Source organism: Stanieria cyanosphaera PCC 7437 (genome assembly GCF_000317575.1).
Classification (GTDB): domain Bacteria; phylum Cyanobacteriota; class Cyanobacteriia; order Cyanobacteriales; family Xenococcaceae; genus Stanieria; species Stanieria cyanosphaera.
Map to the genome: position 1 here is coordinate 760,795 of NC_019748.1, position 14,213 is coordinate 775,007.

The window sequence follows — 14,213 nt, forward strand, 5'->3', positions numbered from 1 at the left end:
TATCATGAATTTAAGTAGAAAAATTGGATTTTTACTTACGAGTCTCAGTCTTAGTAGTTTAGTTGTAGTTGGATGTACTCAAGAACGCAACTTTAGCGAGACTTCTCCTCAAACTCAACCACCTTCAACCCCAGTCCAAAACCGACCGAGTACCAATGTACCTGACGTACCTTACGTACCTACACCTGAAAACGTTGTTAATCAAATGCTGGAATTGGCAAATGTATCGGGTGATGATGTTCTTTATGATCTTGGTAGTGGAGATGGTCGAATTCCCATTACCGCAGCGCAGAAATATGGAACTCGTGGGACTGGTGTAGAGATCAATCCAGAACTAGTACAACGTAGTCGAGAAAACGCAGAAGCAGCAGGTGTTGACGATCAAGTGGAGTTTTTGCAACAAGATTTATTCCAGACAGATTTAAGTGATGCTACAGTAGTCACTCTTTATTTACTACCAGATGTTAACCTCGAACTTCGTTCTAAATTACTGCGAGAACTTCAACCAGGTACACGAGTTGTTTCTCACGACTTTGATATGGGAGAATGGCAACCAGAACAAGTAATTAGAGTACAAAGTGGAGCTAGGCAACATACCATTTATTACTGGGTTGTTCCCGAAGAAATTCCTGAAAATCTTACCTAATAACAGCTATGAAACGTTTGTTAATGAGTAGTCCTGTAGCAGTGGCAGCCTTCTGGATTGCAATTTATATTGTTATCACTCTTTTACCACTGCTTGTACTTCTGTTCTATTTCCCTCCAGAAGGAAGAGGATTTTGGGTTGAGTTTTCGGTGGCTTTAGGTTTTATCGGCTTGGCGATGATGGCTCTTCAGTTCGCATTAACAGCCCGAATTAATCGCATTGAAGCTTCTTATGGAGTTGATATCATTCTTCAGTTTCATCGCTATATTTCTTTAGTAGCTTTTTGTCTGATTCTGATTCATCCTCTAATTTTATTTGTTACCGAACCTGAGACACTACAATTATTAAACTTTCCCCAAGCACCTTGGCGTGCTAGATACGCTGTCATTGCTACTTTGGCACTAATTATCTTAGTTGTTACCTCAGTTTGGCGCAAACGTTTCAACATTCCCTACGAATTCTGGCGCACTTCTCACGGGATTTTAGCCGTTACCGCAGTCACTTTGGGTTTGGCTCATGCTTTGGGAGTCAGTTACTACCTAAGCTTTTTCTGGAAAACGATTCTTTGGAGCGCGATCGCTATAATTGCTTTGTTACTACTAATTTATGTCCGTGTAATTAAACCCTGGTTCATGGTCAAAAAGGCTTATTTAGTAGAAGAAGTAATTCCTCAACGAGGTGATGTCTGGACATTGGCACTGCGATCGCGAGGACATGAGGGAATGCATTTTCAACCAGGTCAATTTGCTTGGATTACTTTAGCTATTTCTCCGTTTCGGATGCGTGAACATCCCTTTTCCATGTCTTCTAGTGCAGTCAATCCCGAACGTCTAGAATTTAGTATCAAAGCTTTGGGAGATTTTACTAATCACATCAAAGATGTCAAACCAGGTACAAAAGCTTACTTGGATGGTCCTTACGGTGTATTCACGACTGACCGTTATTGGGATTCGGCTGGATTTGTTCTCATTGCTGGTGGAATTGGGATTACGCCGATGATGAGTATGTTGGTTACTGCTGCCGAACGTCAAGATGATCGTTCCTTTTTATTGATTTATGCCAGTAAAAGATGGGAAGACATCACTTTTCGTGAAGAATTAGAAGCTTTGAAGGATAAAATCGACCTTACTATCATTCACGTTTTACGAGAACCACCAGAAGACTGGACTGGAGAAACTGGTTACGTCAATCGAGAATTGCTTGAGAAATACATTCCTATTCATCGTGGTAGCCGTCACTATTTCATTTGTGCTGCTCCAGTGATGATGGATCAAGTGGAAAGTGATTTACATAGTCTGGACGTCCCTGTGACCAACGTTCACATGGAACATTTTAATTTAGTTTAATTCAACAACGGAGATTTATGCGCTACAGCATTATGCTTCAAATAGTAGGAATTATTACCTTTACCCTAGTCAGTACGGCTGCCTTATTTGCCTGGTTACAAAACCGCGACATTTCCCAACCAGAAACTTTAGGCTCGTTTCATTCTAAAGAAAAATTACAAGGAGAAGTAAGCAGTGATCAGTGATCAGTTAACAATTAACAATTAACTATTTAGTACAAGAAGATGTTGTTTAAAAATGATTTGTGTCAGGATGCCTGGCAACAACTAAAAAATTCGATTGTTTATTATCAAGGTCGTCCTATTGGTACTGTAGCTGCTCAGGATTCTTCGATGGAAGAACTGAATTATGACCAGTGCTTTATTCGAGATTTTGTTCCTTCTGCCTTAGCCTTTTTGATTGCGGGCGATACAGAAATTGTCCACAATTTTTTGCAAGAAACTTTAACTCTCCAGAGTCACGAACCACAAATGGACTCGTTCAAACCAGGTCCAGGATTGATGCCTGCTAGTTTTAAAGTAGAAACCAAAGATGGTCAAGAATATCTCACTGCTGATTTTGGTGAAAGTGCGATCGCAAGAGTTCCTCCTGTTGATTCTTGTTTATGGTGGATTTTGCTGCTAAGAGCTTATGTCAAAGCGACAGGGGATGTATCACTAGCTCAACAAAGCGATTTTCAAGAAGGAATTAGATTAATTCTCGAAATGTGTTTGGCGCATCGGTTTGCCATGTACCCAACCATGTTAGTTCCTGATGGTGCATTTATGATTGACCGTCGTTTGGGAGTTTACGAACATCCCTTGGAAATTCAGGTCTTGTTTTATGCTGCGTTACGAGCAGCTATAGAATTGTTGTTACCTGAAAAATCAAATCAACCTTGTCTTAAGGACATCAATCGTCGTTTAGAAACTCTTACTTATCATGTACGCGAATATTATTGGCTCGATCTTCAACGTTTAAACGAAATCTATCGCTTTAAAGAAGATGAGTTTGGTCACGAAGTAGCCAACCGCTTCAATATTTATCCTGGTTCGATTCCTAGCTGGTTGACTGAATGGTTGCCAGAAAACGGAGGTTATTTAGCAGGCAATCTTGGTCCTGGACGAATGGATTTTCGTTTTTTTGCTTTAGGTAACTTGTTGGCAATTGTTACTTCTTTGGCTAGCGAGTATGAATCTCAATGTATCATGAATCTGATCGAACAACGTTGGCAAGACTTAGTTGGTAATATGCCAATGAAAATCTGTTTTCCTGCTTTAGAAGGACAAGAATGGCAAATAGTAACAGGAGCAGATCTCAAAAATATACCCTGGTCTTATCACAATGGTGGTAATTGGCCTGTCCTACTTTGGTTGTTGGTAGCAGCAGCACAAAAAACTGGACGCACAGAACTTGCTGATAAAGCCTTGGAACTGGCTCAGCATCGTTTAGCTCAGGATGGATGGCCAGAATACTATGATGGCAAAAACGGTCGCTTAATTGGTAAAGAAGCGAGAAAAAATCAAACTTGGACTTTTGCGGGTTTGTTGGTAGCACAGCAGTTAATCGCTAATCCTGACTACTTAAAATTAATTAGTTTTGACTGCCAATCATATTAAGTACCGAAGCAGAATTATTTGTATATTCCCTATTCTTTCCACTATCGAATTAACTTTACACTAACACTAATACTTTTCATGTCATCACAACCACGCTGGCAAAAAATCGCTGCGCTCATTGCCTTAGTTAATTTAGGCTTGGTTTTGTTTAATTTATCTTACATTCCTGCCCGTAGCTTTTACTGGCAAGTTATTCCTAGTTTAGTTAATCTATACGATCCGATTAAAGGCATTACACCTCATCCAGAAACTCAAAATTATCTAGCCCAAGTCAATCAGTTAGAAGAGCAACTAGAACAAACAGAATTATCTTCTGCTCAAGTTGAAGCAAGTTTTTTAGAATTACAAATTCTCAGCTACCGTATGATTGATGAAAATCCTTTTGAGGGAGTCAATCCAGGTAATACTTTGGAAACGATTAAAAGTAGAATCCGAAATCGAGTAGGAGAAAACTCTAGTCGAGATGCTTTTACTACTTTTTGGAGTTCTGATTATTTCAATCGTTTTGGTTGGCAAGCAGAAATTGAGTTTTTTAATCAAGAAATTCGACCATTAATTGCCACTAATTATTATCGAGAAATTGGTAGATTTGGTGGTTTGGTCGATTACTTTTGGCTGATTGATTTACCATTTATTAGTTTTTTTGTTGGTGAGATTTTTGCTCGAACTTATTTTCTCAGTCGTCGTAAACCTGATTTAACCTGGTTAGGAGCTATTTTAAGACGTTGGTATGACCTTTTTTTAATCTTTCCCTTCATTCGTTGGTTAAGAATTATTCCTGTAACTATCCGTCTTTATCAAGTAGGTTGGTTGAACTTAAAACCTTTACAGAAACAAATTAATTATGACTTTGCCATTAGTTTTGCAGGGGAACTAACAGAAATTGTTGGTATTCAAGTAATAGATCAAATGCAAGATGCAATTAAACGAGGTGATGTTTCAAACTGGTTATTTCATCCTGAAACACGTCGTCCCTATATTCAACTTAATAATAGAAATGAAGCTAAAGCGATCGCTGGTCGGTTAGTCAATATTAGTATTCATGATGTTTTACCACAAATTCAACCCGATCTTAAGGCTTTACTGCATCACAGTTTGGAAAATACTTTGATTCAATTACCTATCTACGAACAGTTACAAAATATTCCTGGTTTAGGTGATCTGCCAACTCGTTTCACCGAACAATTAGCCCAAAATTTATCTCAAGCAGCTTGTCAAAATGCCATTGAAGCAATGGAAAATCCTACTACTACAGAATTAACTAAGCGTTTAGTTACTAACTTCCGCGAGGTTTTGGAAACAGAATTACAAAAAAAACACAACCTTCAAGAAATTGAAGAGTTACTTGTAGATATGCTAGAAGAAATCAAATTTAATTACGTTAAAACTCTAGCAGAAGGGGGAATAGAAAGAATTCTTGAAGAAGCAGACCAACTACATCAACTAATTTAATATTTAATTTGATAACGAGTTAAACTTCTTACATCTGCTTGAGATAAACCTAGTTCTTTAGCAATCAAAGCTTCTACTTGCTCAAAATTTGCGATGGGAAAGATAAATTCCAGTCTTTTCAGTTCGGAATCGCTAGTTTTTACTTCAACTTGAGCCAATCCTCGATTTTTATCAATCAATACCTGAATAAATTGTACGGTAACTGTTAAGTTGATTTGTGTTTTTTTGTTAGCTTCTAATTCAGAAACCACATTAAAAGGACGACTTAAAACTTGATTAGAAATAAGTTCACCACCAATCCAGAAAGCAACGGATAATAAAGGTAGACAAAGCCAAAAATCTATACTGAGACTAGAAATTTTTGCAAACCAGCGAGGTGGAAACATAACCTGAAATAATTGGATATTTGATAAAGAGCTAGTTGATTTTTTAATTAATAAATTGATAATTGCTTAATTATTTAAAATTGTTTGTTCTACATCTAAAAATAAGCTAGTCAAATTGATTTTAGAAAGAAAATAGAAAAAAACAGATTAGCTCCCTGAAAAGGAAACTTTAATACTAAGCTTTTTTTTAATCATAAGCGTGAATTTTGTTCGATAAAATCAAACCCAAGGCGGATGCATCAAGAAGACAATTTTTATAACATCATTAGACTTAAAGCTAATTTTTTAGCCTTGTTTTCTTATGAAGATTTTATTAGTAGAAGACGACCTCGAACAATTAGAACCAATGCAAACCGCTTTGTCAGAATTTGGTTATTGGGTAGATGGTATCGAAGATGGAGAAATAGCCCATTGGCTAATGTTTCAAAAAGAGTATGATTTACTGATTTTAGATTGGATGCTGCCGAAAGTTAGTGGTTTAGAACTTTGTCAACAATATCGCAATTCTGGTAAAACTACTCCAATTTTAATGTTGACGGCTAAAGATACTATTAACGACAAAGTAACGGGTTTAGATGCGGGTGCAGATGATTATTTGGTTAAACCTGTTAATATCATTGAACTTTTAGCTAGAGTAAGAGCTTTATCAAGGCGATCGCCTGTGTGGCAAGGAGATCGTCTTCAAGTGGCAGATCTTCAGTTGAATATGACTACCTTAAATCTAGAACGACAAGCTACTACCGTCTCGTTATCGCCTCGTGAATTTCAGTTACTAGAGTATTTTTTGCGTCATCCCTATCAAGTTCTGACTCGAAACCAAATTGAAGAGTATTTGTGGGAGTGGGGTGAAGAACCAGAAAGTAATGCTATAACCGCAGCCGTGCGGAGGCTAAGACAGCGTTTAAAACTAGTTAATGCAGAAGACTGGATCGAAACTGTTTACGGTATGGGTTACCGTCTCAATCCCCCTTCACAAGGTAGTGCTGTTTGATTTTTGTACAAGATCAATGGGGAGATGGGGAGAAATTTTTAACTTTTAAGTGGATTAAGCTTAAGTAATTGTGCAAAATTGAATTGTTCAAAAAGGAAACAGGAAACGAGAAATATCAAGATTACAAGTGTGTCAATAATTATGTAATGGACTTACCAAATTAGAAGTTGAATGTTTTACCGTAGTCGTCGCAATTTGGCTCGTTGGTTCACTTTCTCAATGGGAACTATTTTCGTCCTTTTTGCTGGAGTACTGTATTATTTAGAAGCGGTAGATGAGCTAGAAAAACTAGACCGCTTGCTCTACAAAAAAACTAGGGTAATTGCAACTAACCTAAAATATGAATTCAGAACCAAAACAATCGATTTAGAAAATGTTCCTTTGTTGGGAAATAATACACGACTGCTAAATACCGAACTGATCTACGCTCGTTGGTACAGTCCTAAAAAGCAACTGATGCGATTTTTTGGTACTCCTGGCTTTGAAAAGTTGACCACACAACCTGGCTTGGAAACGATTAGAAACGAAACTCCTTGGATTCGACAACTTACCCTACCCGTCTATCAAAAAGGACTATTGATTGGCTATCTTCAAGTTGGTACACCTTTAACCTCGGCTCAAAATAACTTAACTCAATTACGGTTAGTTTTGGCGATCGCTGTACCGATTTCTTTGGGTCTGATCGGTATTACTGGCTGGATCTTAGCAGGAATAGCAATGCGTCCAATTCGTCAAGCTTATGAGCAACTTCAGCGTTTTACAGCCGATGCTTCTCACGAACTACGCGCACCTTTAGCAGCTATTTTAACCAATGCTCAAGTTGGACTAATTACTCCTGTCAAAGATGGTTCGCAACAACTTCTTCGTTTGGAAAAAATTACTAAATTAGTTGAGTCTGTAAGTCATCTGGTTAGTAATTTGCTATTTTTGGCGCGCCATGAAGGAGGATTAGCTGCTGAATCTTTACCAGAGATCGATTTAACCGATTTGCTCAACACTATAGCCGAAGAATATCAAACTCAAGCAAAAGAAAAGAGTTTAATTTTTACCTTTGATTTGCCTACTCAACCAGTCACATTATCAGCCGAGCCAAACCTTTTATCTCAAGCAGTGAAGAATCTGCTTACTAACGCCTATAAATACACTCCCGCAGGAGGCAAAGTTCAGTTACGTTTGTTTACCCGTTCGCGTCAGGCTTTGATCATAGTAGAAGATAGTGGGATTGGCATTCCCGAAGCAGATTTAGCGCACATTTTTGAGCGATTTTATCGAGTTGATAGCGAGCGATCGCGTAATACTGGTGGTTTTGGTTTAGGACTTGCGATCGTCAAGCAAATCATTGAAGCTCACGGCGGTAAAATTACTGTTTCTTCAAAACTTAAGCAGGGAAGTACTTTTACAATTCAATTGCCTCTTTGATGCCACTGTCATTTTTTCGTCACATTTAATCATTAAACTTTAGTTCAGATAAAGAGTTTTTAGTGCCTTTCGGTCATAGACGTTTTTCATGCCTGCTTAAAGCAGGCATTATTTATCTGCTTCAAGAATTCAATAGCAACGTATAACAGTTCTCACGCTCTATGAAGATACATTTGTTCGATACTGATTGAGCGTTAATTGTTTATAGTTTATGGTTAATTGTTCGTCCCTAATAATTAGTAATTAGTAATTACTAACTGATAACTGATCATCCCATCTTTCTATGACGACGACTCCCAAAAAGGTGTGCATAAACATAGGAAAACTCGCAGCCAATAAAAAAGATTTGACAAGTCAGATAGATCCATAGCAAGAGAATCATAACGCTTCCAATCACCCCATAAGCAACGAATTGACTGCCAATCGAAATGACACTATTACTAACCAGTTGCTGTAATACCACTAGCAATAAAGCAGTGAGTAGCGCACCCAACCAGACATCACGCCAGGTTACATAAACAGAGGGCAAAATTTTGAACAAAATGCAGGCAGCCAAAGCCAGAATAAAAAAAGATGAACTTGTCTGAAGCCCTTTAGTTAATAGTAGTTCGTCAACTTGAATTAAGGAAAAGTTACCTTCAAAGGTTGCAACCAGTTTAAGGACAGTCTCGATCGCAATTTTTGAAATTAAGGAAGTCAGAAGTAATAAGGCAATGCCGAATACTAACAAAAATGCCAGAAGTTGGTTAATGAGAAAGGAAATCACTGCCATCCAAATGGGTTCTGGTGCAGAAGTTGGATTATGCGATCGCCAAATTTGATTGACTGAATTCCTCAGAATAGCGAAGACGGTACTACCTGTCCATAAAAGCAAGCCAAATCCAACGATTCCCGCTCCAACACTATTTTCGTTGAGAGCAATGATAGTTCCTTTAATTAAATCGTGAACTTCTGGAGGCAAAAACCGCTCTATCACTTCTTTAATATGTTGAAATGCTTCTGTATTGGAGCCAATTAACGAACTGATAACACTCAGGATAACCAACAGCATCGGAAACAGTGAAAAAAGAGCATAATACGATAGAGCAGCAGCCATACCAGAGCAATTATCTCGATCCCATTTCAGTCCAGTTTGAAGTAATAGTTGAGCCGGTTTTGAAGGTAGGATAGTCGAGCGAATATAGGGTAGAAGGGTAGAGCGGATATATCGAATCATAAAAACTCATTAATCACGTCTTTGGCACTTGCTCAACAACATTCTCGGGGACTTCTTCCAGGCCTGGTTTTGTATCTTCCTCACTCGATCGCATCCAGGCAGCAATCATACCAGCGATCGGAATTGAAAGAAAGATGCCCAACAAACCAGCTACCCGTTGACCAATAAACAAAGCAAAAAACAGAAGCACCGGATTTAATTCCAAAGCATCGCCCATGACTTTGGGACGCACAAAGTTTTCCTGGATTTGTTCGAGCAGGATGCAGGTAATCACTACTTTGACCGCGATCGCAACACCTTGAGAGACAAAGACTAACAAAGTAACGACCAAAACTCCTAGGATAGCTCCAATTCCAGGAATAGCATCAAGTAAACCAATAATTACAGCCAGAATCAAAGGAAAATTAACGCCCAAAAGCGCAAAGATAATTAAGTTGGAAAATGACAAAAATAACATCAACAGCAACTGCCCACGTAAAAATCCCAGAAAACTTTGCTGAAAGATTTTGGCAAATCGATTTCGGAAAGCGATTGGTATAAGCTTAAGACACAACTGCCATAGCTTTTCCCCATCAATCAACATATAAAGGCTGATGACGGCTCCAAAAATTACGGTAAAAACACTAGAAAAGATTGTCTGCATGATGCCTAAACCGGAAGCCAGACCATTTTGTAGTGTGCCAATCACTTTGCTGATTTCCAGTTGGTTGAGAAAATCCTGAAACGGCAAGTTTTGTTGATTCAAGGCATTTCCGAGCTTGATTAGCAATTGCTGTCCTTGATTGAGCACTTCCAGTCCGACCCAAGTAGTCAGCCCAAGCAATAAAGCGATCGCGCCGAGAAAGGTTATTGCGATCGCCCATCCTCTGGGAAGATAACGGGATAGCCAAACCACTGGGTAATTCAAGAGAACGGCAAAGATAGCTGCTGCTGAAAACAGAGCGATCGTGTCATAAAAGTAATTAATCAGTAAGATCAAGCTCCAGCCACAGCCAAACAACAAGAGATAGCGCAGGAGGCTAGAATTATTCAGACTTTGCCATAGTTGGGATTCTGGTTGGCGTGATGGTAGTAGACCCATAATAAATTGCGGTGAGTGAATGGTTGAGAAAACACTGACTCTTCAAAATTAAATGGTCATGGGAGCGATGGGTTCTATCTCTGGATCTTGCCCACCTACCTGGTTGGTACGAAGTACCCAGACCGACGCACCATGCTCTAAAAAAACTTTGACGATCGTATCGCTTGCTTTGCGGGGTAAGAGTGTTCGCCAACTGCCCAAACCAATCCAAAGATTCCGCAGTGGTTCATCTTCTAGGGTCGTACCTAAATTAAATTCGTTTGCTTCCCAATCGGTACGGGGCGCGCCTAGGGGTTGTAATTTGCGGTATAGCTTGTCTTTTACATTCAGAAGTTGCTGATAACGCGGTGCCTGAGATGGGTTGTCCGCTAGCCAAGTTTGTAATAGAGATTGATTGGTCGCGATCTCGCTAGAAAGAGAACGAATGCTGGCAAACAATGCCTGATTAGAATCCTGAGAGCAGTTATTGGCGGGACCGACGTAGGTTGCTCCCGTGCCATCCCCAATACGGTAACGGGCGGTCATTGCCTCTAGTTGACTCAGCATATTACTGAGAGCCGATTTTCGGGTTTCGTTGATGTCAAATTGCCCAGTAAACGGCTCAAACTTAATCAAAATATCGCAAACAGGGCGAGTACCCAACCAACCAAACTGGCGATCGCCCATGTACCGCGACCAGTGTATAACTCCTGCGGTCAAACCATCGGTATTGTGAGTATATACCTGGTAATATTGAATCTCAAACCGTAGTTCGTTACTGAGAGGCTCTTGAATTACAGTAGCCAGTCCATAGGCAAAGTGACCGAAAAAGATTGGGGTCGCAGCAGCAGGTTCTTTTTTCTGACCACCAATACCACCATAGACGTGCAGCAGCAGTGCGCGGTCGCCAACTTTCCAGTCGTCGATGGCAGCTTGAATATTTTCCGTACTGCGCTTTCCAACACATAATACAGAAGAAATTTTGCCTTTGTGTGCTGCTGTATTTGCCCAAGATTCTTGACGAATATAGCGGTAGGAAGCTTTGCTACCAAATACCACGCGCTCGGGTTGAAGACGCAACAGCGATCGAGGAGCTAATGCCCGTACGACGAAGTATCCCTCAGCATCCTTTGCTCCATAAATGTACCATCCCATTTCATTCAGGGGGTTTTGTTCCAGATGGCGGGTGGTGGAAGGATAACTGCCATAAGCTTGAGCCTGGATTACTTGAGGTAAGCGCACCACTTCCGTCTGACCGTCAAATTGGTGGGAGATCGAGTTAAAATGTCTCACTTGGAAGCGATCGGTGTTGGGAATCGAGGCAAGAAATTGCACCAGAGCGTAGTAGCGTCCGGTAATCTCGATCGGTTGATGGGCAATACGTAAAATAGGGTAATTCATAGCTTGTGATTGCCCAATCTCAACTTGTCCTGTCAACATGACGATTATGTCATCAGTTGGATGAGAACCTGCCAAAGATTCTAGAGGGTCTACTTTTTGCCAGTGGTCAATACGTTCTGGATGAATATTGCCACCATAGCTGCTGGAATATTCGGCATCAATACTAAAATGAACGTCGTGAGTTACAGCTTTTACTAGTTCTTTCACAGTGGGATGATCCAGCCAACGCAGCATCACCGTTTGCCCTACCAAATACTCATAGTCATTAGGAGCGTGATGCACTTCAAACCAGATACCCTTCACTTTACGACGTTCGCTGGACTTGGGTAAAATCAAACGACCCATCCAAGGAGCAATTGGGCGATACCATTGTCGATCAACGCTCTGAGATAAAGGATAGTAACTGTAATCGTTAAAATCTGCTTGCTTGTAATGCTCGTAATTACTAATTTGTTTGGAACGGCGCGGGGTAGCAACTAAAAGATTACCTTGTAAAATGGCAACAATCATGGCGATCGTATGTTGCAGATGGCTCTCACCATTCGGTAAGAAAGCGTTAGGATCCATGATTCCTCCTGGAACTTGATGTCCCATTGGTCCCAGTGAAATTTGGTTGATTTTGCCTTTACGCATTGCCCGATTCCAGTAAGACAAAGGAAACCACTTGCATCGTCCAGGAAACAGAATTGGTCCCAGACGGGCTACTCCATCTTTATCCCCTACCAGATGATACAGATGCTCCAGTTTCAAAAAGTTATTGTTGGCACTCATCACACCACCAAGAGAAATCACTTCAAGATCGACTCCCAAGGCTCGCCTGAGATAGGGTGCCATTGCAACCGACATCTGCGCGCCACCACTGTAGCCAATCAGGGTAATGGGGATGCCATTCCCAGCTTGATAACCCCGTTCGATCAGTCCTTGATAAAGTACTTCAGCAATTCCTTGATTGTAGATCGGGCCATAACGCTTGTCGGCAGATACTGCCACAATCCAAGCATTGCGAAGATTGACCATCAAGCCTAACAAAGACGTTGGATTTTGCCACCGCATTCTGTCAGCCAATCGCCAAATAAATGCCAGAGGACGCTCCTGATTCAAAGGCTGGTTTAAAACTGAATAAAACATCAACCCCTGCACAAAATTCACATCCTGCGGTAAACTTTTCTGAAGTTCTCGAACAAATTCGACTACATCAGGTGTATACTCTTCACTTGACTGACCCACCCCATCTACATAGACAACGTAGCGCAAAGGAATATCCTGCTCTGCCAATGCTGCTGCACCGCTCTGAGTAACAAGCTGAGGCAGAATGGTTTCAGTACGACGAGAATCGAGATTATCGCCGAACCAACCCGCCCACCAACCTAACGTTTCCAGAGGAGCTAGAAATCCGGCAAAGACAAGGGCAACTACCCCAATCCAGGTTAGATCGAAAGTTCGGCGCACTAATCGGGGCAGGTCTTCATACCAACCAAATAAGCTTTCACGAATCGGACGTAACAGGATAGCGAAGAGTGCAAATAACAATATAGTCCCTAGCAAGACCAATCCCAGTCGAATCGCTTGGGGAATACCTCGGAAGTGATGAGCTAAACGCACCCCAAGCGTCTCAGTATTGGTAGATAAAACCTCAACGCTACTCAGATTTGCAGATGAGGGGGGAAAGGTGGTTTCAGGTGGCGGACTTGATGAAGAGAACAATTGAACGGCGGACTGGGTTTGATGATCGCTATTCGGTATTTTTAATGCTCGATCAGATTCGAGTGAAGCAAGTCGAGTCTCGAGATCGGCTTGGATAATTGCTGTTAATTCCGAATGGTTATCGGCTAGATCGACACCTGCTACTCTTTCGGTTAAGCGTTGTCCAAATTTGGCAATCGGCTGTCCAATCGTACCTTTTAAGAGTTGAAGCATAAACCAACCAAAAGCTACGTGGATAAAAGCAGATGCCCCGCTCACTTGGGCGATCGCGCTAAACCCTACAACCATCGCCAGTAAATGCCAAACCGATAATAAGTTGAGAATTGACACTCCAGCATAAGGCAAAGCACCCAGAAAACTAAACTGTAACGGAGCATAACTCAACCCCAAAGCTTCTACAAGATCGTTCCAAGATATACGTACCAAACCAGGCAACCAACCAATCGCCCAAGTACTGAATACCAAAAAGATAAAACCACAGGTAAATAAAACTGCATTGAGTAACAGACTGAAAACAAAGCGAACTGGTTGCACGCGATTAATGAACAGAATAATGCTCTGTCCCACACCTAACGAAAGTCCAGCAATCAAGACAACCAGTAGGGCTGTTGTTTGTCCCTCTGGAAGATTGATAATTATTTGAAAGGCCTCTTGGCTAAGTAAAAACGCTCCGCCAATTAAATCGCCAAGTTGCTCAAACATTTTCAGATCTCCTGTTTAAATTTGGCATGGTTGGAAGCGATTGGAATTAATCGCATGGGTTATGATCTTGCCTAATTCAATAGAGCAATAGCAATGCCACAACGGTTTCAATTAAGCTGATGGCGATTGTATTGAGCTTTGATATCGGCATCAATCTTTTCTTGATTATCCCAGTAGTAAGCTAAACCAGAATAAATATTACTCATAATTTAAGATGAGGATACTAAAACTGTTATTCTTTTGGATTGGATTAAATTAATTTGCTGTAGCTACACAAGCGTATATAGTAATT

The 14,213-nt window shown here is 40.5% G+C and carries 11 protein-coding genes; 7 read left to right on the top strand and 4 right to left on the bottom strand.

The window, feature by feature from the left end; translation table 11 throughout:
- Positions 1-4: 4 nt before the first annotated feature.
- From STA7437_RS03240 to STA7437_RS03255, 5 genes are all read left to right on the top strand, one after another.
- Positions 5-646: an SAM-dependent methyltransferase gene (locus STA7437_RS03240; RefSeq protein WP_015191938.1), complete on the top strand. Its 642-nt coding sequence runs from the start codon at positions 5-7 to the stop codon at positions 644-646.
- 8 nt (positions 647-654) lie between these two features.
- Entirely contained in the window at positions 655-1,992 is a 1,338-nt protein-coding gene (locus STA7437_RS03245) for a ferredoxin reductase family protein (protein WP_015191939.1), read from the top strand.
- Between the two features lie 17 nt (positions 1,993-2,009).
- Entirely contained in the window at positions 2,010-2,177 is a 168-nt protein-coding gene (locus STA7437_RS26440) for a hypothetical protein (RefSeq protein ID WP_015191940.1), read from the top strand.
- A gap of 39 nt (positions 2,178-2,216) precedes the next feature.
- The gene (locus STA7437_RS03250) at positions 2,217-3,590 is read left to right on the top strand and encodes a glycoside hydrolase 100 family protein (RefSeq protein WP_015191941.1); all 1,374 of its coding nucleotides are present in this window, start codon (positions 2,217-2,219) and stop codon (positions 3,588-3,590) included.
- A gap of 78 nt (positions 3,591-3,668) precedes the next feature.
- Positions 3,669-5,042: a hypothetical protein gene (locus tag STA7437_RS03255; protein ID WP_015191942.1), complete on the top strand. Its 1,374-nt coding sequence runs from the start codon at positions 3,669-3,671 to the stop codon at positions 5,040-5,042.
- On the opposite strand, the gene STA7437_RS03260 is transcribed toward STA7437_RS03255, so the two are convergent.
- Positions 5,039-5,428: a hypothetical protein gene (locus tag STA7437_RS03260; protein WP_015191943.1), complete on the bottom strand. Its 390-nt coding sequence runs from the start codon at positions 5,426-5,428 to the stop codon at positions 5,039-5,041. The genes STA7437_RS03255 and STA7437_RS03260 overlap by 4 nt on opposite strands.
- A 301-nt stretch (positions 5,429-5,729) precedes the next feature.
- On the opposite strand from STA7437_RS03260, the gene rppA reads away from it, so the two are divergent.
- Positions 5,730-6,419: a two-component system response regulator RppA gene (gene rppA / locus STA7437_RS03265; RefSeq protein WP_015191944.1), complete on the top strand. Its 690-nt coding sequence runs from the start codon at positions 5,730-5,732 to the stop codon at positions 6,417-6,419.
- Between the two features lie 171 nt (positions 6,420-6,590).
- On the top strand, positions 6,591-7,838 hold the full coding sequence (locus STA7437_RS03270; RefSeq protein WP_015191945.1) for a sensor histidine kinase: 1,248 nt from the start codon (positions 6,591-6,593) through the stop codon (positions 7,836-7,838).
- A 268-nt stretch (positions 7,839-8,106) separates the two neighbouring features.
- Here the strand turns inward: STA7437_RS03270 and STA7437_RS03275 are convergent, their stop codons facing one another.
- Genes STA7437_RS03275 through STA7437_RS03285 form a run of 3 tightly spaced genes read right to left on the bottom strand, consistent with a single transcriptional unit; the run spans position 8,107 to position 13,921 of the window.
- Positions 8,107-9,054, bottom strand: coding sequence for a YihY/virulence factor BrkB family protein (locus tag STA7437_RS03275; RefSeq protein ID WP_015191946.1), 948 nt, complete (start codon positions 9,052-9,054; stop codon positions 8,107-8,109).
- 13 nt (positions 9,055-9,067) lie between these two features.
- The gene (locus STA7437_RS03280) at positions 9,068-10,135 is read right to left on the bottom strand and encodes an AI-2E family transporter (protein WP_015191947.1); all 1,068 of its coding nucleotides are present in this window, start codon (positions 10,133-10,135) and stop codon (positions 9,068-9,070) included.
- A 48-nt stretch (positions 10,136-10,183) separates the two neighbouring features.
- Positions 10,184-13,921 (bottom strand): hypothetical protein, encoded by a 3,738-nt coding sequence (locus STA7437_RS03285; protein ID WP_015191948.1) that lies wholly within the window; start codon positions 13,919-13,921, stop codon positions 10,184-10,186.
- Positions 13,922-14,213: the final 292 nt, after the last annotated feature.

Excerpts from the sequence above, each read along its gene's own strand:
- STA7437_RS03240 (WP_015191938.1), top strand. The coding sequence starts at position 5 with ATGAATTTAAGTAGAAAAATTGGATTTTTACTTACGAGTCTCAGTCTT.
- STA7437_RS03245 (WP_015191939.1), top strand. The coding sequence starts at position 655 with ATGAAACGTTTGTTAATGAGTAGTCCTGTAGCAGTGGCAGCCTTCTGG.
- STA7437_RS26440 (WP_015191940.1), top strand. The coding sequence starts at position 2,010 with ATGCGCTACAGCATTATGCTTCAAATAGTAGGAATTATTACCTTTACC.
- STA7437_RS03250 (WP_015191941.1), top strand. The coding sequence starts at position 2,217 with ATGTTGTTTAAAAATGATTTGTGTCAGGATGCCTGGCAACAACTAAAA.
- STA7437_RS03255 (WP_015191942.1), top strand. The coding sequence starts at position 3,669 with ATGTCATCACAACCACGCTGGCAAAAAATCGCTGCGCTCATTGCCTTA.
- STA7437_RS03260 (WP_015191943.1), bottom strand. The coding sequence starts at position 5,428 with ATGTTTCCACCTCGCTGGTTTGCAAAAATTTCTAGTCTCAGTATAGAT.
- rppA (WP_015191944.1), top strand. The coding sequence starts at position 5,730 with ATGAAGATTTTATTAGTAGAAGACGACCTCGAACAATTAGAACCAATG.
- STA7437_RS03270 (WP_015191945.1), top strand. The coding sequence starts at position 6,591 with ATGTTTTACCGTAGTCGTCGCAATTTGGCTCGTTGGTTCACTTTCTCA.
- STA7437_RS03275 (WP_015191946.1), bottom strand. The coding sequence starts at position 9,054 with ATGATTCGATATATCCGCTCTACCCTTCTACCCTATATTCGCTCGACT.
- STA7437_RS03280 (WP_015191947.1), bottom strand. The coding sequence starts at position 10,135 with ATGGGTCTACTACCATCACGCCAACCAGAATCCCAACTATGGCAAAGT.
- STA7437_RS03285 (WP_015191948.1), bottom strand. The coding sequence starts at position 13,921 with ATGTTTGAGCAACTTGGCGATTTAATTGGCGGAGCGTTTTTACTTAGC.